This window comes from Ruegeria sp. CDSC042 (genome assembly GCF_059610745.1).
Genome location: NZ_JBXWOF010000009.1, coordinates 12,693 through 34,766, shown reverse-complemented (window position 1 = coordinate 34,766; position 22,074 = coordinate 12,693). Strand labels below are relative to the sequence as shown.

General features: G+C 56.2%; 25 protein-coding genes. 18 read left to right on the top strand and 7 right to left on the bottom strand.

Annotation, left to right across the window (positions count from 1 at the left end):
- Nucleotides 1-2 precede the first annotated feature (2 nt).
- On the bottom strand, nt 3-572 hold the full coding sequence (locus AC2FHX_RS16515) for a LabA-like NYN domain-containing protein (RefSeq protein ID WP_142639223.1): 570 nt from the start codon (nt 570-572) through the stop codon (nt 3-5).
- A 140-nt stretch (nt 573-712) separates the two neighbouring features.
- On the opposite strand from AC2FHX_RS16515, the gene folK reads away from it, so the two are divergent.
- The 14 genes from folK to recO all read left to right on the top strand — a co-directional run bounded on the left by folK (nt 713) and on the right by recO (nt 11,235).
- Nucleotides 713-1,282 carry a 2-amino-4-hydroxy-6-hydroxymethyldihydropteridine diphosphokinase gene (gene folK / locus AC2FHX_RS16510; RefSeq protein WP_496702970.1) on the top strand — a complete coding sequence of 190 codons (570 nt, stop codon included), beginning with the start codon at nt 713-715 and terminating at the stop codon, nt 1,280-1,282.
- Nucleotides 1,283-1,376: 94 nt separating this feature from the next.
- A complete protein-coding gene (gene rpoZ / locus AC2FHX_RS16505) occupies nt 1,377-1,730 on the top strand; it encodes a DNA-directed RNA polymerase subunit omega (RefSeq protein ID WP_142639234.1) in 354 nt (117 codons plus the stop codon).
- A gap of 26 nt (nt 1,731-1,756) precedes the next feature.
- The gene (locus AC2FHX_RS16500) at nt 1,757-3,889 is read left to right on the top strand and encodes a RelA/SpoT family protein (RefSeq protein WP_142639236.1); all 2,133 of its coding nucleotides are present in this window, start codon (nt 1,757-1,759) and stop codon (nt 3,887-3,889) included.
- Nucleotides 3,890-3,905: 16 nt separating this feature from the next.
- Nucleotides 3,906-4,604 carry a DUF2062 domain-containing protein gene (locus tag AC2FHX_RS16495; protein WP_142639238.1) on the top strand — a complete coding sequence of 233 codons (699 nt, stop codon included), beginning with the start codon at nt 3,906-3,908 and terminating at the stop codon, nt 4,602-4,604.
- Nucleotides 4,597-5,343, top strand: coding sequence for a pyridoxine 5'-phosphate synthase (locus AC2FHX_RS16490; RefSeq protein WP_142639241.1), 747 nt, complete (start codon nt 4,597-4,599; stop codon nt 5,341-5,343). The genes AC2FHX_RS16495 and AC2FHX_RS16490 overlap by 8 nt, the downstream gene beginning before the upstream one ends.
- Nucleotides 5,340-5,963, top strand: coding sequence for a LysE family translocator (locus tag AC2FHX_RS16485; protein WP_496702972.1), 624 nt, complete (start codon nt 5,340-5,342; stop codon nt 5,961-5,963). Before AC2FHX_RS16490 ends, AC2FHX_RS16485 begins: the two co-directional genes overlap by 4 nt.
- Before the next feature lie 81 nt (nt 5,964-6,044).
- Complete coding sequence (locus tag AC2FHX_RS16480) at nt 6,045-6,509, top strand: ABZJ_00895 family protein (protein ID WP_281973501.1); 465 nt, start codon at nt 6,045-6,047, stop codon at nt 6,507-6,509.
- Between the two features lie 3 nt (nt 6,510-6,512).
- Nucleotides 6,513-6,932: a holo-ACP synthase gene (acpS, locus tag AC2FHX_RS16475; protein ID WP_271951349.1), complete on the top strand. Its 420-nt coding sequence runs from the start codon at nt 6,513-6,515 to the stop codon at nt 6,930-6,932.
- A 57-nt stretch (nt 6,933-6,989) separates the two neighbouring features.
- A complete protein-coding gene (gene lepB, locus AC2FHX_RS16470; RefSeq protein ID WP_271951346.1) occupies nt 6,990-7,829 on the top strand; it encodes a signal peptidase I in 840 nt (279 codons plus the stop codon).
- Nucleotides 7,826-8,506 carry a ribonuclease III gene (rnc, locus tag AC2FHX_RS16465; RefSeq protein ID WP_271951343.1) on the top strand — a complete coding sequence of 227 codons (681 nt, stop codon included), beginning with the start codon at nt 7,826-7,828 and terminating at the stop codon, nt 8,504-8,506. The genes lepB and rnc overlap by 4 nt, the downstream gene beginning before the upstream one ends.
- 202 nt (nt 8,507-8,708) lie before the next feature.
- The gene (gene era, locus AC2FHX_RS16460; RefSeq protein WP_496690318.1) at nt 8,709-9,617 is read left to right on the top strand and encodes a GTPase Era; all 909 of its coding nucleotides are present in this window, start codon (nt 8,709-8,711) and stop codon (nt 9,615-9,617) included.
- Nucleotides 9,614-9,943 (top strand): DUF1491 family protein, encoded by a 330-nt coding sequence (locus AC2FHX_RS16455; RefSeq protein ID WP_142639253.1) that lies wholly within the window; start codon nt 9,614-9,616, stop codon nt 9,941-9,943. The genes era and AC2FHX_RS16455 overlap by 4 nt, the downstream gene beginning before the upstream one ends.
- A gap of 82 nt (nt 9,944-10,025) precedes the next feature.
- On the top strand, nt 10,026-10,415 hold the full coding sequence (locus tag AC2FHX_RS16450) for a SemiSWEET transporter (RefSeq protein WP_246097298.1): 390 nt from the start codon (nt 10,026-10,028) through the stop codon (nt 10,413-10,415).
- Between the two features lie 94 nt (nt 10,416-10,509).
- Complete coding sequence (gene recO / locus AC2FHX_RS16445; RefSeq protein WP_142639255.1) at nt 10,510-11,235, top strand: DNA repair protein RecO; 726 nt, start codon at nt 10,510-10,512, stop codon at nt 11,233-11,235.
- Here the strand turns inward: recO and AC2FHX_RS16440 are convergent.
- Complete coding sequence (locus tag AC2FHX_RS16440; protein WP_496678789.1) at nt 11,219-11,611, bottom strand: META domain-containing protein; 393 nt, start codon at nt 11,609-11,611, stop codon at nt 11,219-11,221. The two genes, recO and AC2FHX_RS16440, sit on opposite strands and share 17 nt — an antisense overlap.
- A 232-nt stretch (nt 11,612-11,843) precedes the next feature.
- Here AC2FHX_RS16440 and AC2FHX_RS16435 point away from each other — a divergent pair, with 232 nt between their 5' ends.
- The gene (locus AC2FHX_RS16435; RefSeq protein ID WP_496678791.1) at nt 11,844-13,073 is read left to right on the top strand and encodes an SGNH/GDSL hydrolase family protein; all 1,230 of its coding nucleotides are present in this window, start codon (nt 11,844-11,846) and stop codon (nt 13,071-13,073) included.
- Between the two features lie 2 nt (nt 13,074-13,075).
- Here AC2FHX_RS16435 and AC2FHX_RS16430 read toward each other — a convergent pair whose 3' ends face one another.
- Nucleotides 13,076-13,630: a hypothetical protein gene (locus tag AC2FHX_RS16430; RefSeq protein ID WP_496702976.1), complete on the bottom strand. Its 555-nt coding sequence runs from the start codon at nt 13,628-13,630 to the stop codon at nt 13,076-13,078.
- A 214-nt stretch (nt 13,631-13,844) separates the two neighbouring features.
- On the bottom strand, nt 13,845-15,536 hold the full coding sequence (locus AC2FHX_RS16425; protein ID WP_496692202.1) for an acyl-CoA dehydrogenase family protein: 1,692 nt from the start codon (nt 15,534-15,536) through the stop codon (nt 13,845-13,847).
- Between the two features lie 144 nt (nt 15,537-15,680).
- Here AC2FHX_RS16425 and AC2FHX_RS16420 point away from each other — a divergent pair, with 144 nt between their 5' ends.
- On the top strand, nt 15,681-16,445 hold the full coding sequence (locus AC2FHX_RS16420) for a sulfite exporter TauE/SafE family protein (protein ID WP_496702978.1): 765 nt from the start codon (nt 15,681-15,683) through the stop codon (nt 16,443-16,445).
- Here AC2FHX_RS16420 and AC2FHX_RS16415 read toward each other — a convergent pair.
- The 3 genes from AC2FHX_RS16415 to AC2FHX_RS16405 all read right to left on the bottom strand — a co-directional run bounded on the left by AC2FHX_RS16415 (nt 16,442) and on the right by AC2FHX_RS16405 (nt 19,270).
- Nucleotides 16,442-16,984, bottom strand: a complete 543-nt coding sequence (locus tag AC2FHX_RS16415) for a hypothetical protein (RefSeq protein ID WP_496702980.1) — start codon at nt 16,982-16,984, stop codon at nt 16,442-16,444. The genes AC2FHX_RS16420 and AC2FHX_RS16415 overlap by 4 nt on opposite strands.
- 36 nt (nt 16,985-17,020) lie before the next feature.
- Nucleotides 17,021-17,398, bottom strand: coding sequence for a hypothetical protein (locus AC2FHX_RS16410; protein ID WP_246097302.1), 378 nt, complete (start codon nt 17,396-17,398; stop codon nt 17,021-17,023).
- A gap of 273 nt (nt 17,399-17,671) precedes the next feature.
- Nucleotides 17,672-19,270, bottom strand: a complete 1,599-nt coding sequence (locus AC2FHX_RS16405) for a phosphoenolpyruvate carboxykinase (RefSeq protein WP_496692205.1) — start codon at nt 19,268-19,270, stop codon at nt 17,672-17,674.
- Between the two features lie 347 nt (nt 19,271-19,617).
- Here AC2FHX_RS16405 and AC2FHX_RS16400 point away from each other — a divergent pair, with 347 nt between their 5' ends.
- A complete protein-coding gene (locus AC2FHX_RS16400) occupies nt 19,618-20,322 on the top strand; it encodes a response regulator transcription factor (RefSeq protein ID WP_142639269.1) in 705 nt (234 codons plus the stop codon).
- Nucleotides 20,323-20,354: 32 nt separating this feature from the next.
- Nucleotides 20,355-22,073, top strand: coding sequence for a sensor histidine kinase (locus AC2FHX_RS16395; RefSeq protein WP_496690310.1), 1,719 nt, complete (start codon nt 20,355-20,357; stop codon nt 22,071-22,073).
- The last annotated feature ends 1 nt before the right edge of the window (nt 22,074 follow it).

Here is a 22,074-nt window from a genome sequence, read left to right as displayed (position 1 = left end):
TACTACCCGCCTGCGGCAACGGTGCGCGGTTCCATCGGCATTTCGCGCGGCGGACGACCGATCACGTCGCGGAGATCTTCCAGCTCGATGAAGTTGTCGGCCTGGCGGCGCAATTCGTCCGAGATCATGGGTGGCTGGCTGCGGATGGTCGACACCACAGAAACGCGTACCCCCTGACGTTGCAGGCTTGCGATCAGCGGGCGGAAATCTCCGTCGCCGGAAAACAGCACGATATGGTCTACACGTGGTGCAAGCTCCATGGCATCGACGGTCAGTTCGATATCCATGTTACCTTTGACTTTCCGACGCCCCATGCTGTCGGTGTATTCTTTTGCCGGTTTCGTAACCATGGTGAAGCCATTGTAATGCAGCCAATCAACCAGTGGACGGATGGGCGAATACTCGTCATTTTCAAGTAGCGCTGTGTAATAGAAAGCTCTGAGCATCTTACCGCGGCGCATGAATTCCTGGCGCAGCAGTTTATAGTCAATGTCAAACCCCAGTGCTTTTGCGGCTGCATAAAGATTCGAGCCGTCGATGAACAGCGCTAGCCGTTCGTCTTTATAAAACATAAATAGGTCCTTCCGGTACAAATCAGCGCGCTGCGTGTTACGTGAGTGAGTCTTGGGAAAATACAGCGCATTGATATCTCCATAATTAGGGGTTTTATGGTGTATCGCAAGTATGCAATTCGCCGAATATAGGGAGTAGGATGCGCAAAACCACCTCAAAAGCAGTGCTTGCCCTCGGTGCAAATCTCAAAGTGAGAGGTTTTGAGCCCCATCTGACGCTACGGCATGCCATTGACGCGATTTTGCGCCAGGGGCTGTTGATTCGGGCAGAAAGCCGCTTTTATGCGACCCCTTGTTTTCCTGCAGGCGCGGGGCCGGACTATGTGAATGCGGCCGTGTTGATCGAGACTGAAAGGTCACCCTTTGAGTTGCTGCAAATATTGCATGGAATTGAACATGATTACGGGCGCGAGAGGATTCAGCGCTGGGGAATGCGGACGTTGGATCTGGACCTGGTCTGTTACGATGATCTGGTTCTGCCCGACCGCGAGGTTTTTCAAAGCTGGTTATCGCTGCCGCCCGAAGATCAGAAACAGCAGGCGCCGGATCAGTTGATCCTGCCGCACCCAAGGGTACAGGATCGTGCGTTTGTGCTTGTTCCCATGGCGGATGTTGCCCCGAACTGGAGGCATCCAATACTGGATCAGACCGTCAGGGAAATGCTTGCGGGGCTTCCTTCAGGCGATATTGCGGCAGTTACCCCGTTATGATTGGTGCATTTGCAGCATTTCCTGCTTGTCAAGGCAGGGATTCGCCCTTAGATAAACCTCTTCCTGACATGGATTCAGTAACGGAGAGCGCCCCATGGCCCGCGTGACGGTTGAAGATTGCGTAGACAAGGTTCCGAACCGGTTTGAACTGGTGATGCTTGCCGCCCATCGTGCGCGCGAGATTTCCGCCGGTGGTCCGATCACCGTTGACCGTGACAACGACAAAAACCCGGTTGTTTCTCTGCGTGAGATCGCTGACGAGACTCAAAGCGCTGACGAGCTGCGCGAGCGGCTGATCGAGGCCAACCAGACCCAAATCGAGGTCGACGAGCCCGAAGAAGACCAGATGGCGCTGCTGATGGGTGCGGAAACAGACAAGCCTGCGGATGACGACATGTCCGAAGAAAAGCTGCTGCGCGCTCTGATGGAGGCTCAAGGCCAGGGGTAATCCCCACAAATGAAGGTGCGGACCGGATGATTTCTGCTGAAGACCTGATTGCGCTGGTCCGCAACTACAATCCAAAAACGAATGCAGACCGCATTGCCAAGGCGTATGAGTTCGGCAAGCAGATGCATGATGGGCAATTCCGCCATTCTGGCGAGCCCTATTTCACCCACCCTGTTGCCGTTGCCGCCATCCTGACCGAACAGCGTCTGGATGATGCGACTATTATCACGGCGCTGCTGCACGATACGATCGAAGACACCAAGGCCAATTACGGCAAAGTGTCTGAGCTGTTTGGCGAAGAAGTCGCCAAGCTGGTTGATGGGGTCACCAAACTGACAAACCTTCAGCTGTCCAGCCGCGAAACCAAACAGGCCGAGAACTTCCGCAAGCTGTTTATGGCGATGTCCAAGGATTTGCGGGTCATTCTGGTCAAGCTGGCAGACCGTCTGCACAATATGCGCACAATCAAGGCGATGCGGCCCGAAAAGCAGATCGTCAAAGCGCGCGAGACGATGGATATCTACGCGCCGCTTGCAGGCCGTATGGGTATGCAATGGATGCGGGAAGAGCTGGAAGACCTCGCCTTCCGCGTTCTCAACTCTGAAGGCCGACAGTCCATCATCCGCCGCTTCATCACGCTGCAGCGCGAAACGGGTGACGTGATCCACCGGATCACCGGCGACATGCGGCACGAACTTGAAAAGGCCGGGATTGAAGCCGAGGTTTTTGGCCGTGCCAAGAAACCCTATTCGATTTGGCGTAAGATGCAGGAAAAGGACCAGGGGTTCTCGCGTCTGTCCGACATTTACGGGTTCCGCATCATTACGCAAAGCGAAGAAGACTGCTATCGAACCCTTGGCGCGATCCACCAGCGTTGGCGCGCCGTGCCGGGGCGGTTCAAGGATTATATCAGTCAGCCGAAATCGAACGGTTATCGGTCGATCCACACCACCGTTTCAGGCCGTGACGGCAAGCGGGTCGAGGTTCAGATCCGCACCCGTCAGATGCATGATGTCGCCGAAACCGGCGTGGCCGCGCACTGGTCCTATCGGGATGGCGTGCGTTCGGAAAACCCCTTTGCCGTCGACCCGGCTAAGTGGATCGCCAACCTGACTGAACAATTCGACAGCGAAGAGGATCACGAGGATTTCCTCGAGGCAGTCAAGCTCGAGATGTATTCGGACCAGGTCTTTTGTTTCACGCCTAAGGGGGACGTGGTGAAACTGCCGCGTGGTGCGACGCCGATTGACTTTGCCTATGCCATCCACACGCGCATCGGGCACGCCTGTGTAGGGGCCAAGGTTGATGGTATTCGCGTGCCACTTTGGACCCGGATCAAAAACGGTCAGTCGGTGGATATCATAACAGCTGACGGTCAGACTCCCCAAGTCACGTGGTTGGAAATTGCCGTCACCGGCAAAGCCCGTACAGCCATTCGTCGCGCCCTGCGCGAGGTTGACCGAGAGCGGTTCATCAAGCTGGGCAAAGAACTCGCGCGATCGGGATTTGAACATGTCGGGCGCAAAGCGACCGACAAGGCGCTGGACACTGCTGCCAAGCATCTGCGCCTGAAAGACCGGCATGAGCTGCTGGCGCGCCTGGGCAGTGCAGAACTAACTGCCCATGATGTGGTCAGCGCCGTCTACCCGGAACTGACGCAGGATGATGGTGATGCCATTCCGATGCGCCGGGCCGTGATCGGTCTTGAGCCGGGGCAGAAGTTTGACCGCGCCCCTTGCTGCCAGCCATTGCCGGGTGAACGGATCGTCGGGATCACTTATCGCGGCAAAGGTGTTGTCGTGCATGCAATCGACTGCGATCGCCTGAGCGAATACGAGAGTGAGCCCAAACGCTGGGTCGATCTGCACTGGCACTCGGGAACTCACCCGGCTGTTTACGGGGCAACGATTGATGTTACGATTGGCAATGACGCAGGTGTGCTGGGTCGCATTTGTACATTGATCGGCGAGAAAAAGGCCAATATCTCGAACCTAGAATTTGTGGATCGCAAACCGGATTTTTACCGCCTGCTGGTCAACGTAGAACTGCGCGACCTTGAGCAGTTGCATTCGTTGATGTTGATGCTTGAGGCCGAAAGCGATGTCGCAGCGGTTGAACGTTTCAGAGACAGAGCTAAATCCGCAGTTGCGGCTGGCTGAGAAGGGGTGATCAGGAGTGGTATTCAAGCGCCGAGATCGACGCTCGCCTGTCCAGATCGCATCGGAATTCGTCTATCCTCGTGGTGGCTGGACCCGGGCCTTTCACTATGTGAAACACCGCGTCCGGCGATTGCCGGATTCACCTGAACGCATCGCCCGCGGGGTAGGGTTTGGAGTGTTTGCGGCCTTTACACCTTTTTACGGGCTGCATTTTGGCATTGCCGCCCTGGCTGCGCGATTGTTCAACGGCAATATGCTGGCTGCACTCAGCGGTACGTTTTTCGGAAACCCATTGACCTATGTGCCCATCGGGGTGGTTTGCCTTCAGACCGGGCATTTCCTGTTGGGCACCGAGTTTGAAGAGGGCGACACCCATGGGCTTATGGGGAAGTTTGCCAATGCGATCGGTGATCTCAAAGACAATCTGATTGCAGTATTCACCGACCGGGTGGCTGACTGGCACGGGCTGGGAATTTTCTACGACGAGGTTTTCTTTCCGTACCTGATTGGCGGCATTCTTCCCGGATTGCTGGCTGGGGTGGTTTGCTACTATCTCAGCCTGCCGCTGGTCCACACCTATCAGCAACGGCGTCGCGACAGGATCAAAAAGAAGTTTGAAGAAATCAAACGTCTGGCTGAATCCGAGGCTGCCGTTCCAGAGTCAAACCAACTAGGCTCGAGCCAGGATTTGGGAAAGGAATCAAAGGATGTCTGAGAACCGTTTGCGTCTCGGTGTGAATATCGACCATGTGGCCACAGTGCGGAATGCACGTGGTGGGGTCTATCCCGACCCTTTGCGCGCGGCCACGCTGGCCGAGCAAGCCGGTGCAGATGGCATTACTGCCCATCTGCGCGAAGATCGCAGGCATATTTCGGACGCAGATATTGACGGGTTGATGGAGGTTCTTTCGGTACCTCTGAATTTTGAAATGGCAGCCACGCCCGAGATGCAACAAATCGCTTTGCGCCATAAGCCGCACGCGGTCTGCATCGTCCCCGAAAAGCGCGAGGAACGGACTACCGAAGGCGGGCTGGAAGTCGCGCGCGAGGAAAACAAACTGGCCCATTTCATTGCACCTTTGCGTGATGCGGGCTGTCGCGTGTCGATCTTTATCGCCGCCGACCGTCGCCAGATCGAGGCCGCGCATCGCATCGGCGCCGAAGTGATCGAACTGCACACAGGCGCCTATTGTGACGCCCATGCCGAAGGCAAACTGGATGAGGCAGCGCAAGAGCTGGAAGGCCTGCGCGACATGTCCGCCTTTGCCCATTCGCTTGGCCTCGAAGTGCATGCCGGACATGGTCTGACATACGACACGGTCAAACCTGTCGCCGCTTTCCCCGAGGTGCGCGAGTTGAACATTGGTCACTTTCTGATTGGCGAATCGATCTTTTTGGGCATGACCCCCGCCATTCAGGAAATGCGCCGCCTGATGGATGAGGCGCGGGGATGATAACCGCGGGTTTCATAGCAATCTGGATCGCCTGGCTGATGGCCGGAGGCTCACCCGGTCCGGCAACCATGGGCATCGCCGGAACTGCAATGAACGAAGGCCGCCGCGCCGGTCTGGTCTTTGCACTGGGCATCTGTGCGGGGTCCGCTGCCTGGGGCATCGCCGCCGCGCTGGGCCTGTCGGCGATCATGCTGGCCAATGTCTGGGTGTTCGAAGTAATCCGCTATGTCGGTGTAGCCTATCTGGGCTGGCTGGCGCTCAAGGCCCTGAAACGGGCGCTGTCGTCGGATGAGATGGCGTTGGGCAACCCGGTCACCGGCTCGCTACGCACCATCTTTGCCAAAGGTGCGGCGATCCACCTGACCAACCCCAAGGCGATCCTCAGCTGGGGCTCGATCTATGCCATCGTTGCCCCGAATGACGCCAGCTTGTCGATGCTGCTTGGCTATTTCGGCCTACTTTACGCGGGCTCGCTGCTCATTTTCATCAGCTATGCATTCCTTTTCTCTTCCGAACGCACAGTCCGCGCCTACCGTCGCGCCCGCCGCTGGTTCGATTTTGCCTTTGCCGGGTTCTTTGGGGTGGCAAGTTACAAGATTTTGACGGTGCGGTTGTCGTAAACGTTAGCTCTTAGTTCACAAGCCGACGCTTCGGGCGTTGAATATGTATCTGGAACACAAAATCAGGATATCAGAGTTACCATGAAGAAGACCAATCTGGCGCTCTACACAGTATTGCTTTTCGGAATTCGAATGGCTTTCCCGGCTTTAGCGATCCTTATCGCGATGTTTCTAAATTACGAAATCGGATCATCCGGAATCTCGATAATCGCTCCAATGATTGCGGCAATGATTGTAGGCCAGCAATACGGAAACAGGTATGGTGAGTTGATACCGCAATCAGAAGTGACCAGATTTGCACGCAGGGCGATCTTTGTTGCAATTGCAGCAGAAGCTATCACGTCACTAGTGTGGGGATACTTGTTGATGGGTGCTGAGTTTATTCAGTTTCTTTCATCGGTTGCACAAGCTGACGGCAAAATCTTGATGGTCGCGGTAATTCTCTTTCTTTTTGTTCTCACTTATTTCGTGAATCGGTGGTGTGTGCAGATGGGCGCGAAGGGGGCGTTAAAGTCCAGATTAAGAAAAACACAACTCGGGAAATAACCTTTGATCCTAGGCATCGGCACAGACCTCGCAAACATAGACCGCATTCAAGGCACGCTCGACCGGTTTGGTGACCGGTTTCGCAACCGTGTTTTTACCGACATCGAACAGCGCAAGGCCGAACGCCGCCACGACACCGCGGGCACCTATGCCAAGCGCTGGGCCGCGAAAGAGGCGTGCTCCAAGGCGCTGGGCACCGGGCTTCGTATGGGGATTTCCTGGAAGGACATGGCTGTCACCAACCTTAAAACCGGCCAGCCAGTGATGCATGTGACCGGTTGGGCGGCGGAACGGCTCAACGATATGACCCCCGAGGGTCACGCGGCGATCATCCACGTCACCCTAACCGATGACCACCCCTGGGCGCAGGCCTTCGTGGTGATCGAGGCGCGCCCAATTCGCGAACGCAGCGCTCTGTCTTGACTAACCCCGCCGCGCCGCGCATGTAGCACCCCAACAAACCAAGGACCGGAGAGCAGTATGGCCGAGGACGTCAAAACCGGAAATCCCGTGTGGGAGACGATCAAAACCATCGTCTATGCGCTGTTGATCGCGGGCGTTTTCCGTACCCTGTTCTTTCAGCCGTTCTGGATTCCGTCAGGTTCGATGAAACAGACCTTATTGATCGGGGATTTCCTGTTCGTCAACAAAATGGCCTATGGATATTCCTATGCCTCTTGCCCCAGTCTGATTATTCCAAGCGTCGGCCTCAATATCGACGCCGAGGATGTTTGTGGCTGGATGCAAAGTGATGACAACACCCGTATTTGGGCCGGCGATCCCGAGCGCGGGGATGTGATCGTATTCCGTCATCCGGTAACGGGCCGCGATTATATCAAACGCCTGATTGGCCTGCCCGGCGATCGTATCCAGATCATCGAGGGCCAGATCATCCTGAACGGTACTCCGGTTCCGCAGCAACCCGATGGCGTCTTCACCGAGGTCGCGGCGCCGCAAGGTCCGCAAGGGTTGCGCCCGCGCTGTGAAAACGGCCCGGTTGGCCGTGGTGGCGTGTGTGAGAAATCCCGCATGATCGAAACCCTGCCCAACGGGGTGTCCTATGATGTGCTCAATATCGGTAATCAGGGGTCGGACAATACCGGCGTCTATACAGTGCCCGAAGGCGAATACTTCTTTATGGGCGATAACCGCGACAATTCCAGCGACAGCCGCCTGCCGCAATCGGCCGGGGGTGTCGGATATGTACCCTATGAAAACTTGATTGGTCGTGCAGATCGTATCATGTTCTCATCCGCTGGCCGGTCGATGCTGTTCTTCTGGACCTGGCGCGGAGACCGCTTCTTTAAGGCTGTGAATTGAAGCTTTCCGCCGAAATAAAGGCGTTTCAAAAACGTCTGGGGCATGAATTTGCCAACCCCGAGCTGCTGGTGCGTTCGCTGACCCATGGATCGGTTTCGTCCGCCACACGCCCGGACAACCAGCGGCTCGAATTTCTGGGTGATCGGGTGCTGGGTCTGGTGATGGCGACGGCCTTGCTGGAGGCGGACAAAAAAGCGAGCGAAGGTCAGCTTGCACCCCGGTTCAATGCGCTTGTACGCAAAGAGGCCTGTGCAGATGTGGCGCTGCAGATTGATTTGGGTGCTGTACTGAAACTGGGCCGATCTGAAATGCTGTCCGGAGGGCGGCGCAAACAAGCTTTGCTTGGCGACGCGATGGAGGCAGTCATTGCTGCGGTTTATCGCGACGCCGGGTTCGAGGTCGCCAGCGCCGTTATCCTAAAGCTCTGGGGTGATCGCATCCACGATGTCGAGGCCGACGCCCGTGACGCCAAAACGGCGCTTCAGGAATGGGCGCAGGCACGGGGCCAGAAACCGCCCAGCTATGTCGAAGTCAGACGCTCTGGCCCGGACCATGCGCCGGTCTTCACCATCGCTGCGCGTCTTCAGGACGGGGCAGAAGAGCAGGCAACAGCAGGGTCAAAGCGTCAGGCCGAACAGGCGGCCGCCAAGTCGTTGCTGGACCGTTTGCAGAATTAGTCTACCGGGTAAAAACAGTCTGTCTCCTGAGGGCTGGCCGGAAATGCCTATCGGTCGAACACGGGTCCTATCCGGTGATGGGTCGCCCACCATACCCCACCCAATGCCATCCAGATCGCATGTGCCAAAGCTGCAAATCGCTCTGGTCCGCTGCCTCTTTCTGCGATAGGGAGGCCCATCTGCAAACAGGATCAAACCCCAGATGACGACACGCGCCGGATTTATCGCCCTGATCGGAGAGCCCAACGCAGGCAAATCCACCCTTCTGAATCGCATGGTCGGGGCCAAGGTCTCGATCGTGACACATAAGGTTCAGACGACCCGAGCCCGCATCCGGGGCGTGGCGATGGAAGGTGATGCACAGTTGGTCTTTGTGGACACGCCGGGCCTTTTCAAACCGCGTCGCCGTCTGGATCGGGCAATGGTGGCCGCCGCATGGGGCGGGGCCGCGGATGCCGATGTGGTTGTCCTGATGGTCGAAGCGCATCGTGGCATCACCGAGGGCGTAGAGCGCATCCTTGAAGGTCTGAACGAGATCGGGCAGGGCCGCACCGTCGCGCTGGCCATCAACAAGATCGACAGGGTGCAGTCCGAAGTTCTGCTGGCCCTGACCAGCGATCTCAACTCCCGCTATTCTTTCGCCGAGACATTCATGATCTCGGCCGAGAAGGGCCATGGCGTTGACGATCTGCGAAAATGGTTGGCGGGCGAATTGCCCGAGAGCCCGTGGCTATATCCGGAAGACCAGATCGCTGATCTGCCGTTGCGTATGATCGCGGCTGAAATGACACGCGAAAAGCTGACCCTGCGGCTGCATCAGGAACTGCCCTATCAGCTGACCGTCGAGACCGAGAACTGGGAAGAGCGCAAGGACGGGTCGGCAAAGATCGACCAGATAATCTATGTCATGCGCGACGGACATAAAGGTATCGTTCTGGGCAAAAAGGGCGAGACCATCAAGGCCGTCAGCCAAGCGGCCCGGGCCGAGCTGGAAGAATTCCTTGATCGCAAGATCCACCTGTTCCTGCAGGTCAAAGTCCGGCCAAACTGGCTGGAGGAATCCGAGCGCTATTCGGAAATGGGTCTGGAATTCAAAGACGGAAACGCATGACGCGACTGACGGCAGACTTCTGGGTTCACGCCTATCTGGCACGGTTACGATTTCAGGAAATACCGGCCTTTGTTGTGGCCCATGGTGACGACACAGCCGGCGCGGTTTTGATCAAGCTCAACACGTTGGACGGTCAGGCCACAGCCTTCCAGCGCAGCTTTGATCTGATGAGCGGTGAGCGCAAGTGGGTTGAACTCTCCTCTGGTCCCGAGGTCGATGTGGACGAGGCTATCCAACGCCAGCGCAGCTTTGACCCTGACCTCTGGGTGATTGAGGTCGAAGACCGGCAGGGGCGCCATTTGCTGGGTGAGGACGGTCTGGATTAGCGGTAGTAGCACAGACGCGGTGCAGGCCTCTGCCAAAGTTATGTCATAGGTCTTGGTAAGATGGTCCATTTTCGCTATTCGTATGCGTATTTATCGGATGGTGCTGAAACGGGTTGTTGCGGCCTATGGCAAGGATAGAGGTCTTACGTTGGCTGAAACATTTGGTCAGAAGTTCATAAAGTCAAACCTTGGTCTTGTGATGAAGCACTTCGAGGGTTTCATGGTATTTGTCGGCATTTTAGGCCCGTTTGCCACCCTTCCACAGCTTGTGAAGCTCTTCTTTACCCACTCTCAACATGCGTCGGGCCAATCGCTGTTAACATGGTCGCTCTATGCGGCGTTGTCTTTGCTTTGGTTCATCTACGGTCTGATCGTCAAGAAGTTGCCCATCTATGTTGGCAACGGCATTTCTATGGTGCTGAACCTTCTTATGGTCCTGGGTATCCTGATCCACGCGGGGGTCACGTTCTGACAATAGGTCGACGATTTCCCGGTCTCTCTTGCAGTGGTCCCGGCTTTGCGTTCTTTTGCTCGGGCAGGACTGACCCCACAAGATTGGACACGCTTTGGACTGGCGCGACCACGGCATACTTCTGACCTCACGCCGCCATGGCGAAACGGCGGCAATTATCGAGGTCTTTACCGAAGGCCACGGTCGTCATGCCGGCGTCGTACGTGGTGGAACCAGCCGCAAGATCGCGCCGATCCTGCAGCCCGGGGCGCAATTAGATGTGCTTTGGCGCGCACGGCTCGAGGAGCATATCGGCACTTTTCAGGTCGAGCCCCTGCGGTCGCGGGCGGCGGCGGCGTTTTCGGGTAGGCTTGCGCTGGCCGGATTGAATGCGGTGGTGGCCCTGCTCTCGTTCTGTTTGCCTGAGCGCGAAGCGCATCCGCGCATCTATAAACAAACCGAACAGTTGATGGATCTGCTGGGTCAGGACGAAATTTGGGTGCTTGCCTATCTGCGGTGGGAATTGTCGCTGCTGGAAGAGCTGGGGTTTGGCCTTGACCTGACACGCTGTGCCGTGACGGGTGTAACAGAAGGTTTGGATTATGTTTCTCCGAAAACAGGTCGTGCGGTCAGCGTTGATGGGGCAGGGGACTGGGTGGATAGGTTGCTTCCCTTGCCACCTTGCCTGCGTGGCGTGGGCGACGCTCCGGATACCGAATTGGTGCAAGGATTGTTGACCACCGGACATTTTCTAGAGAATCATGTCGCTCCTTCGTTGGGGAACAACCCTCTGCCCGGCGCACGGGCGCGGTTTATTGATCAGATCAATCGGCAGCTTTGAACACCATTTCCTGCCCGTCCTCATTGCGCAATATCAGCAGGTTCCCTGATACTTCGGATTGGGTCATGGCAAGCAGGGCGGCGAAATAGATCCCTTCTGCCTCAAGCCCGGCACAGGCGGCACGGGTTGCTGTCAGGCCGGTCAGCTCAAACCATGGATAGGGCGCGTTAAGCCTGCCCGTGTAGCTGTTGCAGGGGGCGTTGCCCGCTACTTTGCCTTCTTCCGGAAATCGCAATAGGGCACTGGCATTGTAGGGCTGACCGTTGATCTCTTGCAGGGCCCATTCCCGGTCGGCAGCACCATAGGCTGCAACGGTTTCATCCTTCTGACATTGGAGTAATCCGGAAAGGGAAAGCAGCATTATGTAACGCAACATGGCAGAATTCCTGAAATCAGCGAAGAACAGTTTCCTGGGCTTGGACGCATTGTTTTGAACCGACTAGGTAAAGGATCGGATACAATGGTGACCGTTGACTTGCAAAACATCTTGGACATATTGAAAGCGAATAACGGGCCTTTCCTAAGATTTGGGCAGTTAGGTGGAATTTTTACACCGGTATATACGCCAGGTTTATTTGATTTTGACCTGATAGAATTGGAGCTTCGTAGTGAGCGGAAATGATGATGTTGGCATGGGGCGGATGCGACCTGTAACCAAGTTTTTTATGATTTTGATCTATGCCCTCTTTCTCTTCCTGCTGGTTGAACTGCTTTCGTATTTCACCGTGGTTTATGTGTATGACAACACGCTGGGCAATACGGCAGAGCGACATCTATACTCTTCGATCCGTGGTCACAAACTGAACCCAGACTATCAGCGAGGATTTGATACTGGCGGACAGCGTATCCATTCCGATCAAGGGTTCCGCCACGATACGCTGATTGAACAGCCAAAACCCGACGACACGTTCCGCATTTTTCTGATGGGTGGCTCAACTGCTTATGCCATCGGATCGCAGGGCAGTATTTATCCTGACCACCCAACGCTCGCCAATCAGGAAACGGTTGCGTATTTCCTGCAGCAGGACCTGCGCGAGCGGTTGGGCGATCAGATGCCCGGTGTGACGATTGAGGTGATCAACGCCGGAGTTGTTGCGTATCACAGTTTTCAACATGTGTTGTACCTGTACGAGACGCTATATGAGTACAGCCCGGACATGATTGTGTTTCTGGATGGCCACAATGATTTTTACAATGTTGGGGTCGATAATCCGGTCCAAAGTTATGCTTACTCGTCCGCACGCATGATTGACGCCTTGAATGATCGCAAACCCTTCTTTTCAGCCTATGCGTTCCTGCGGTACCCGGCGCAGTATTCCTATACCTTCAAACTGGCTTCGAAATTTACGCAAGGCTTGTTCGACCGCTATGAAATCCCCAAAAATATCACGTATGGGGATGTTACCGCCTTGCAAAGAGACTTTTCAGCAGAGCTTGCGCAGACTGCAAAGGTCGGATTTTTGCGCAATTACAAGCTGATCGAAACATTCGGCGACTACCACGGGTTTTGCTATCACGTCTTTTTGCAGCCTGAGGTCGTCTATGAGGACACCAATGTCCTAAGCGAGACCGACCGCGAAATCGCCCAGCTCACGCGGGATTGGTACAAGCCGGGACGCGAAGATCTGATGCATCGCGCGCGGGTCGATTTCCCTGCTTTGTTTGAAGAGGCCAATGTGCCTTTCACCGATATTGCCGAGATCGGCGGTCCCCTCCACAAAGACAAGGTGCTGTATGTCGATTACACGCATCTGACGCCCGAAGGGTCAAAGCTGGTGGCTGCGCGGATGCTGCCCGTGGTGGCGGAACGGATCAGCCAGTGTAAGACCCCGTCCTGACCTCAGTAGGGTTGCTCTCCGTTTAGCAAAGCGGTGCGCACCTCCATGCGGGTACGCCAGTTGTATCGCGTATCTTCGCGCGTTGGCGCCCATGTCAGCGCGCCACTGTTGCGCCATGGGTCAAGGATGATGCCTTCGAACATCGTGTCGCCCTTTGCGCTGATCACTGCGGAATGGTGGATGATCCTCAGCGGCGTTGGCGGTGATGTAGCCCAGTGCATTTCCAGGGTGCGGAAGTTTTCTGCCCTTAAACGGCTGGTCATCGCTTCGGCCCAGTCGTTGCACAGGCCGCGCTCACGAAATCCGTTAATGACCTTGGCGTTGTGGATGATGGCCGGGTCGGTGACCTGCCATTCTCGGGCCAGACGCTGCGAATAGGTATAGGCAATGGTGGCCGCCTTCTGTGCCTCGGCTGGATCAACCTTAGGGCCCATAGAACGGATGGCGAGCGCCAGCTCGTCTATGTCGTTCTGCGTTGCGGTCGGTTGAGGGGTGGCACAGCCGGCAAGGGCCAGTGCCGCAAGCGTGGCCAGAAGGACAAGAATGGATCGGGTCATGTGTTCGCCGCTGGTTCGTGATCAATCGCTGATCTACCGGGATAATCGACGCAGTGATAGGGGGAAGTTTGTGCTGCGGCTGGTCATGGTCGAGCGTGGACATGAGGGCAGGTATCAATAAAAATACTGGGAACAGAAGATTGTAGTATTGCGGGCAAAAAAAACCCGGCGCGTGCGCCGGGTCGAGTTGGGGAAACAGGATTGCCGTAACAGGTCAGCCCAGCAGACGCCGCGCGATCACCTGTGCCTGAATTTCGGCAGCCCCTTCAAAAATATTGAGAATTCGTGCGTCACACAGCACGCGACTGATCTTGTATTCCAGTGCAAAGCCGTTGCCTCCGTGGATCTGCAGGCCGTTATCGGCAGCAGCCCAGGCCACGCGGGCGCCCAGCAGCTTGGCCATCCCGGCCTCAAGATCGCAGCGATGACCGTTGTCTTTTTCCCAAGCTGAGAAATAGGTCAGCTGTCGTGCGATCATGATCTCGACCGCCATCATCGCCAGCTTGCCGGACACGCGGGGGAAGTTGATCAGCGACTTGCCGAACTGTTTGCGGTCCTGCGCATATTGCATGGCGATGTCCAGCGCGCTTTGGGCCACACCGATGGCGCGGGCTGCGGTCTGGATGCGGGCGGATTCGAAGGTTTCCATGAGCTGTTTAAAACCCTTGCCTTCTTCGCCACCCAAAAGGTTCTCACCCTTGACCTTGAAGCCATCAAAGCCCAGCTCGTATTCCTTCATGCCGCGGTAACCCAGCACTTCAATCTCACCGCCAGTCATGCCGGGGGTGGGGAAGGGGTTGTCGTCCGTGCCGGGCGTCTTTTCCGCCAGGAACATCGACAGGCCGCGATGATCGGAGGTGTCAGAGTTGGTGCGTGCCAGCAAAGTCATCACATGGGTTCGCGCCGCATGGGTGATCCAGGTCTTGTTGCCTGTGATTTCGTAATCACCATCCGCATTCTTGACCGCACGGGTGCGCAGGCTGCCCAGGTCCGAGCCCGTGTTGGGTTCGGTGAAAACAGCCGTCGGCAGAATCTCGGCGCTGGCGATCTTGGGCAACCACTGGGCTTTCTGCTCATCCGTTCCGCCGGCAATGATCAACTCGGCCGCAATCTCGGACCGGGTGCCCAGCGAACCGACGCCGATATAGCCGCGCGACAATTCTTCGGACACCACGCACATCGAGGCTTTGGACAGGCCAAACCCGCCGAATTCCTCGGGGATGGTCAGGCCAAAGACACCCATCTCGGCAAGTTCCTCGATGATCTCCATCGGGATCAGCTCATCCTTGAGGTGCCAATCATGGGCGTTTGGTTCGACTTTTTCCTGGGCATAGCGGCGGAACTGGTCGCGGATCATTTCCAGTTCTTCGTCCAAGCCCGACGTTCCGAACATCGTGGCACCGGCCTGTTCTTCCATCAGTTCAACCAAGCGACCGCGTGCGGCCTGTGAATTGGCCTGTGCCATCAGTGTCTGAACTTCGGCGCATTGGAAACCGGACAGCGCGTCCCAGCCCAGACCCATGTCCTGAAGACGCAAAATCTCACCCTGGTTCATTGGGATGCCGCCCGCGACCTGATGCAAGTATTCACCAAAGGCGATTTGGTGCAGCAGCTGTTCGATCTCGCCGAATTTGCCTTCTGCCTCCAAAGCATCGGCCCAGCGTTGCATTTGCTGCAGCGACTGGTTGTATGTCGCCAGCCATGCCAACCCATGAGCGGCGGTCTGATTGGCCTCGATCAGAGCGCCGGACACGCGACCATCTTCTGTCACCATCGCGCGAACCGACTCGCGGGCGCGTTCGAATACGGTCTCCACGGCGGGCAGAGCCGCACGTGTCAGCGTTAGAAGCTCGGGCAAAATCGCGGATGTAATCATCTGGGTCATATCCTGTCCGTCATGGGCCATGAATCAGCTTTCTCCTAAAGTCGTCTGGTCATATCATGCTGCACATGCAGCGCAACAAAAATACGAATTATGCGACTAAAAAGTTCTAAAGTTGCTTGATCATTTTTGCAGTGCAGCACCCGTCAGGAGTGATATCAGGGGGACATGACGTTGTTTTCTATGCTCTCTGCCCAAGAACTGCTGCTGGCCTGTGGGGTTGCCTTCATTGCCGGTTGGGTCAAAGGCATGGTCGGGTTTGCCATGCCAATGGTTCTGATCTCGGGGCTGAGCATGTTCCTTTCGCCGGATATGGCGATCGCGGGGCTTATCCTGCCAACCCTGGTGACAAATGGGGTGCAGGCATTGCGCGGGGGTGTTCCGGCCGCCGTGTCCTCGATCCGTCAGTTCCGTGTATTTCTGGTTGTCGGGTTGGTGTTTCTGCTGATTGGTGCTCAGTTGGTCAGCGCAGTGCCAGCATCAACTTTTTTGTTGATGATTGGCATCCCGGTGACAGTCTTTGCATTGATCCAAGTATTGGGGCTGCGTCTGAAATTGGCCAGCCCATCTGCCCGAATAGAGGCCATGATCGCCGCGGTTGCAGGCTTTGTCGGGGGGATGTCTGGAATTTGGGGACCACCAACCGTGGCCTATCTGACCGCCTTAAACACCCCGAAAGCGGTGCAGATGCGGGTGCAGGGGGTCATCTATGGTTTGGGGGCGTTGGGCTTGCTGTTCGCGCATATGGGCTCCGGGATTTTCCGCGCCGAAACCGCGCCGTTCTCGGCTGCTCTGGTGCTACCGGGGCTGGCGGGCATGTGGGTAGGGTTGCAACTGCAGTCGCGCATAGATCAGGCGCTGTTTCGCAAGATCACCCTGTTCGTGCTGCTTATCGCAGGGCTGAACCTGTTGCGACGCGGGCTGATGGGCTAGGCACGCCGATCTATCGCGCGCAGCGTGAAATAAAGCCCCAGCATCAGAAAGAACAGGCCCGAGATATCGCCGATCAGGAAGGCGATATATTCCAGCCCACCGCTGCCAAAAGCCAGATTGGTCAGTACGGACACCAATATTGACGTGACGATCCCGACCCCCATGACGCAGGACCAACATGGTTTGCGGTCCGGGTGGGGGAACAGATCGAAGCCGATCCATTTGCATAGGTAAAATACAGCAGGAACGGTTGTGACGGCGATTGCTATGGCGGCCAGACGGTTGGGCAGGAAGACGTCGCTTCCGCCGAGAAAGGCAAAGACAAGAAAGACACCGGGCAAGAGCGCAAAAATCGCCCGCCACCCCAACAACCAAGCAGAGAGCACACGCACACCATGCGGGAGAAACAGCAAGCTGGCCTTGCTGGGATATTCGGGGAAGAATACGTTCTGCAGTGGCATCAGAACCTCGAACGTAAGGAACGAGGCAATCACGTAGGTCAGTGAGGCAAAGAACGTTTCAGAGGCCCATCTGCGCACGGCGGTCAGCCAGCAATGCGCAGATCAAACGCTTTATTACTTAGGCGCATGCACAACATACCGTCCACGGTTCGCGCTACCGCTTTGTGACAAATACCCCTTCTGCACCAGCGACTTCAGCGCACGAAAAAAGGTCGGGCGCGAGACGCTTTGCACAAGCGTGTGTTCAATCAACCCAAATGTCCGAACTTCCTGGTCAGCTTTGGACAGTTCTTCGGCGGCGTAATAGATATCGCGCTCTACCGGTGAGAGTTGTTCCAGCCCCAGCGTGCGCTCCATGCTTTGCATCAGTTTGCGCAGTTCGGTCAGTTTCAAGATTTCAGTCATTTCGTTACCTGTCGTTTCCCATGTCACGCGCTGCGACAAAGCAGCGGTATGAGACGAACTGAAATCTGAATGTTCAGAAAGTCTCATATTGACACTCATCCCCATTGGCATACACTTGCTATCTGATTAGGTTTCTCAATTCGCGAATGTGAGTGCGCGGCTGAGTTACCCAAGGTATTTTTAAACAACGCCCGGCGCGATTGCGTCGGGCGAATTTATCTTAATGACATCATTGGATAGCTTAAACCGGCAAATCGGGCAACGAATTTGTAAGGACACCTTACGTTAGACGTATAAGGACGATTGCCAACAGATGTGCTGTCCGAAAAAAAGGGGAGAGGTTGGCCCCCTTTTGCAACATTAACCGATTGCTACGGCTTTGATGTCTTCGTCGATGAAAGGCAGATACTGCTCAAAGTTTTCAGCAAACATCTGAACCAGCTTCTCAGCCTGTTTATCGAAAGCGGCCTGGTCGTCCCAGGTGCGACGCGGATCCAGCAGAACTTCGGCGACACCGGGGACGGAAACCGGCACGTCAAAGCCAAAATTCGCATCCTTGCGGAATTCCGCATCCCGAAGCGATCCATCCAGAGCGGCAGTCAGCAAACCGCGGGTCGCACGGATCGGCATCCGGCTGCCAACGCCATAGGCGCCGCCAGTCCAGCCGGTATTCACCAGCCAGCAGGTCGCGCCGTGCTGGGCGATCTTGTCGCGCAGCAGGTTGCCATAGACTTCTGGGCGACGCGGCATGAACGGCGCGCCAAAGCATGTCGAGAATGTGGGTTGGGGCTCGGTCACGCCGCGCTCTGTGCCAGCAACCTTCGAGGTGAAGCCCGACAGGAAGTGGTACATCGCCTGAGCCGGGGTCAGCCGCGCAATCGGGGGCAGAACACCAAACGCGTCACAAGTCAGCATGATGATGTTCTTCGGATGCCCGCCCAACGCGCTTTTCGAGGCATTGGAGATATACTCGAGCGGATAGGCGCAACGCATGTTTGCGGTCAGCGAGTCATCTTCGAAATCCAGCTCCTTGGTCTCGGGATCGAAAACCATATTCTCGATCACGGTGCCGAATTTGCTGGTGGTTGCATAGATCTCGGGTTCGGCCTCGGCGTTCAGGTTGATCGTCTTGGCATAGCACCCGCCCTCGAAGTTGAAAGTGCCACGGTCTGACCATCCATGTTCGTCATCGCCAATCAAGGTGCGGGCCGGATCAGCGGACAGGGTGGTCTTGCCAGTTCCCGAGAGGCCAAAGAAGACTGCGGTATCAACGGGATTGCCGACCGCGTGGTTCGCCGAGCAATGCATCGGCATCACGCCTTTTTCGGGCAGCATGTAATTCAGCAGGGTGAAGACGGACTTCTTGTTTTCGCCGGCATATTCTGTGCCGCCGATCAGAATCAATTTGCGGTCGAAGTTCAGTGCGATCACTGTCTCGCTACGGCAGTTGTGCTTGGCCGGATCAGCCTGGAAGCTGGGACAGTTGATGATTGTGAAATCCGCGATGAACTCATCCAGGTCTTCACGATCGGGGCGGCGCAGCAAGTGACGGATGAACAGATTATGCCATGCCAGTTCGGTGACCATGCGCACGTTGATCGAAAAAGCGGGGTCGGCGCCACCGACCAGATCCTGCACAAAATAGTCACGACCCTTCATGTGCTCGATCATATCGGCATAAAGCGTTTCGAAACCCTCGGGACTCATCTCGGCGTTGTTTTCCCACCAGATCGAATCGGCGACACTGTCGGTGCGGACAACATGTTTGTCCTTGGGAGAACGGCCAGTGAACTTGCCGGTACTGACAAGAAAAGCTCCGCCATTGCCAAGTGTACCTTCACCCCGCTTGAGGGCTTCTTCAATCAGTGCCGGTTCCATGAAGTTGTAATAGACATTGCCCAGACCCTCGATGCCCTGATCTTCGAGGCGGAATTGCGGGTTCACCCGTCCAGATGTCATGTGTGTCTTCTCCTGTGGCGGCGCGGCGGCAGATTGGCCAAGGTGCGCTCTTGGGGCAGTGTACCGGGAGAACCGGCGATTGGGCGGGTCTTATCATGGTCGTTTAGGGCGTGAACAGGACGGTTTGGCGCAGTTAGCGCAACCAAGTTCAGGTTTAGCGCCACCATGTTTTTTCTGCCGGAAATACAGACACTTTTCGAAGACCATTAACGGCTTTTTTGCCGCATGTGTGTGACAACAATCGCACGATTCGTAGATGGCGATTGATTCGCGGCCATAAAAACGACAAAAATGCCCTACAAATAAGCGAATTGTTTCGTATGAGAGCAGGAATAGGGGTTAACCCGATGTCAAAGATTGCACTGGTGGATGACGACAGGAACATTCTGACGTCCGTATCCATGACGCTCGAAGCCGAGGGTTTCGAGGTAGAAACGTATAACGACGGGCAGGCTGCTCTGGATGCGTTTAACAAGAAGCTGCCCGATATGGCAGTGCTGGATATCAAGATGCCGCGTATGGATGGCATGGATTTGTTGCAGCGACTGCGGCAGAAGACTCAGATGCCGGTGATCTTTCTTACTTCGAAAGATGACGAGATCGACGAAGTTCTGGGTTTGCGTATGGGTGCTGATGATTATGTCAAAAAGCCCTTTTCGCAACGGTTGCTGGTAGAACGGATACGGGCCTTGCTGCGCCGTCAGGAAGCGACCTCGGGTGATCCCGTGGCTGCCAACACAGGCGACGCCAAGGTGATGGAACGGGGCGAATTGCGGATGGACCCCTTGCGCCACGCGGTGAGCTGGAAGGGATCGGATGTCTCTTTGACAGTGACCGAGTTCCTGCTGCTGCAGGCCTTGGCGCAGCGTCCGGGATTTGTCAAAAGCCGCGATCAGCTGATGGATGTTGCCTATGACGATCAGGTCTATGTAGATGACCGCACGATCGACAGCCACATCAAGCGTCTGCGCAAAAAGATGCGCGCTGCTGATCCGGAGTTTTCGGCCATCGAAACGTTGTATGGTATTGGGTATCGGTACAACGAAGAATAAGCGTGGCCTAAGTTAAGGGGTTACTGGGTCTCGTGCGCGATACTGAGCAAGAAAACGAGTTACGCGACGGTGACGTCGTTCTTGGGGATGACTGGGTCATCCCCCAGAGCGACGATTCCGCCGAACTCAGGGCCACACGCGGCCGCCGCAATCTGTTTTCTCTGCGGGGCTCGCCTCTGGCGCGCAAGATCATCACATTCAACATGATTGCATTGGTGATTCTGGTCACCGGATTGCTATATCTGGATAATTCGCGAGAAGAACAGGTGCAGCAGACCGCCCGGAACTTGGTTGGTGATGCGCAGTTGGTCAGCAACGTATTTGAAACCCAGCTGCGACAGAATGTGACTGGCATTACCCGCGACGCGGCCATCCTGGATGTCAAAGATACGTTGGCTGGTCTCAGCCTGCCGGTCGGCGGTGAAGTCTTTGTTTACGATGCTCGTGGGACGCTGATTGGTTGGACGCGCGGCGCGCCTGCGGTCTCAGAGATGCCGGTCATGCTGCGCTCAGAAGCTGATGCGCAGACTGGAAGCACACTGATCAGTGATGCCTTGAACGCGGTCTGGACCGGGCTGTCCAAAGTGTTCAAACAAGATGAAACCAGCGAAGCGCCAACCTTGGCCCAACGCGTTCAGGCCATCATTCCACAGGCGCTGACCGGGCATATTCAGGTTCAGGCGGTTCAGGATGACGCAGGCGAAACGGTTATCGTTGCTGCGGCCCCGATCCAACTGGATGGAAAGCCCGTTGGCGCAGTTGCCATGGCCGGTCCCGCCGGAGAAATCGACGCATTGGCCCGCCGTGATCAAGAGCGGATCCTGCGCATGTTCGTCGTGGCGCTTTTGGTTTCCGTTGGCTTGAGCCTTGTTCTCGCCTCGACCATCGCCAACCCGCTGGCCGATCTGGCATCCGCCGCCGAGATGGGCAAAGACCGCGGTGCGGGGGTCAACCCGGGCCGCATCCGCATCCCCGATCTGAGCGCGCGACCGGACGAAATCGGACGACTCAGCCGAGCTTTGCGCGGCATGGTTACAGCGCTGTACAACCGGATTGATGCAAACGAACAATTCGCGGCAGATGTGGCGCATGAGATCAAAAACCCCCTAGCCAGCCTTCAATCCGCTGTGGGCACGTTGCGCATGGTTAAAAGAGACGACCAGCGCGATAAGCTGATGGGTGTGATCGAACATGATGTCCGTCGGCTGGATCGTCTGGTCAGCGACATTTCGAACGCCTCGCGCCTGGACGCCGAACTGGTCAAGGAGGAAGAGCAGCCATTTGATTTGTTGAACCTGATCGGAAACCTCGGTCAGTATCTGGGCGAGGATGCGCGCGCCAAGGGAATCGATTACATCACTGATCTGCCGCCCGAACCAATCACCGTGACCGGGCTTGAGGCGCGATTGGCGCAGGTGTTCGTAAACCTGATCACCAATGCGATTTCCTTCTGCGAAGAAAGCGATGCCATACGTGTGTGGGTACGCCGGCGCGAGGATCGGGTTCTGGTCGTTGTAGAAGACACCGGCCCAGGCATCCCCGAGCAAGCCCTGACCAAAGTGTTCAAACGGTTCTATTCCCAACGTCCCGTTGAGCATTTCGGCAATAACTCGGGGTTGGGTCTGGCGATCTCGAAACAGATTGTCGAGGCGCATGGCGGGGTGATTTGGGCCGAGAATATCCGCCCGACCGAAGCGGACATAACATCGGACCCTCAGGGCGCGCGATTTGTCGTGGGCCTGCCGGTTTGAC

Bases quoted from the DNA above. Each gene is read 5' to 3' on its own strand.
- AC2FHX_RS16485 (WP_496702972.1), top strand. From the start codon at position 5,340: ATGATAACCGCGGGTTTCATAGCAATCTGGATCGCCTGGCTGATGGCC.
- AC2FHX_RS16490 (WP_142639241.1), top strand. From the start codon at position 4,597: ATGTCTGAGAACCGTTTGCGTCTCGGTGTGAATATCGACCATGTGGCC.
- AC2FHX_RS16515 (WP_142639223.1), bottom strand. From the start codon at position 572: ATGTTTTATAAAGACGAACGGCTAGCGCTGTTCATCGACGGCTCGAAT.
- rpoZ (WP_142639234.1), top strand. From the start codon at position 1,377: ATGGCCCGCGTGACGGTTGAAGATTGCGTAGACAAGGTTCCGAACCGG.
- era (WP_496690318.1), top strand. From the start codon at position 8,709: ATGACGACACGCGCCGGATTTATCGCCCTGATCGGAGAGCCCAACGCA.
- AC2FHX_RS16420 (WP_496702978.1), top strand. From the start codon at position 15,681: ATGACGTTGTTTTCTATGCTCTCTGCCCAAGAACTGCTGCTGGCCTGT.
- AC2FHX_RS16430 (WP_496702976.1), bottom strand. From the start codon at position 13,630: ATGACCCGATCCATTCTTGTCCTTCTGGCCACGCTTGCGGCACTGGCC.
- AC2FHX_RS16400 (WP_142639269.1), top strand. From the start codon at position 19,618: ATGTCAAAGATTGCACTGGTGGATGACGACAGGAACATTCTGACGTCC.
- lepB (WP_271951346.1), top strand. From the start codon at position 6,990: ATGGCCGAGGACGTCAAAACCGGAAATCCCGTGTGGGAGACGATCAAA.
- AC2FHX_RS16425 (WP_496692202.1), bottom strand. From the start codon at position 15,536: ATGGCCCATGACGGACAGGATATGACCCAGATGATTACATCCGCGATT.
- AC2FHX_RS16450 (WP_246097298.1), top strand. From the start codon at position 10,026: ATGCGTATTTATCGGATGGTGCTGAAACGGGTTGTTGCGGCCTATGGC.
- AC2FHX_RS16480 (WP_281973501.1), top strand. From the start codon at position 6,045: ATGAAGAAGACCAATCTGGCGCTCTACACAGTATTGCTTTTCGGAATT.
- folK (WP_496702970.1), top strand. From the start codon at position 713: ATGCGCAAAACCACCTCAAAAGCAGTGCTTGCCCTCGGTGCAAATCTC.
- AC2FHX_RS16455 (WP_142639253.1), top strand. From the start codon at position 9,614: ATGACGCGACTGACGGCAGACTTCTGGGTTCACGCCTATCTGGCACGG.
- AC2FHX_RS16405 (WP_496692205.1), bottom strand. From the start codon at position 19,270: ATGACATCTGGACGGGTGAACCCGCAATTCCGCCTCGAAGATCAGGGC.
- AC2FHX_RS16440 (WP_496678789.1), bottom strand. From the start codon at position 11,611: ATGTTGCGTTACATAATGCTGCTTTCCCTTTCCGGATTACTCCAATGT.
- AC2FHX_RS16410 (WP_246097302.1), bottom strand. From the start codon at position 17,398: ATGAGACTTTCTGAACATTCAGATTTCAGTTCGTCTCATACCGCTGCT.
- AC2FHX_RS16500 (WP_142639236.1), top strand. From the start codon at position 1,757: ATGATTTCTGCTGAAGACCTGATTGCGCTGGTCCGCAACTACAATCCA.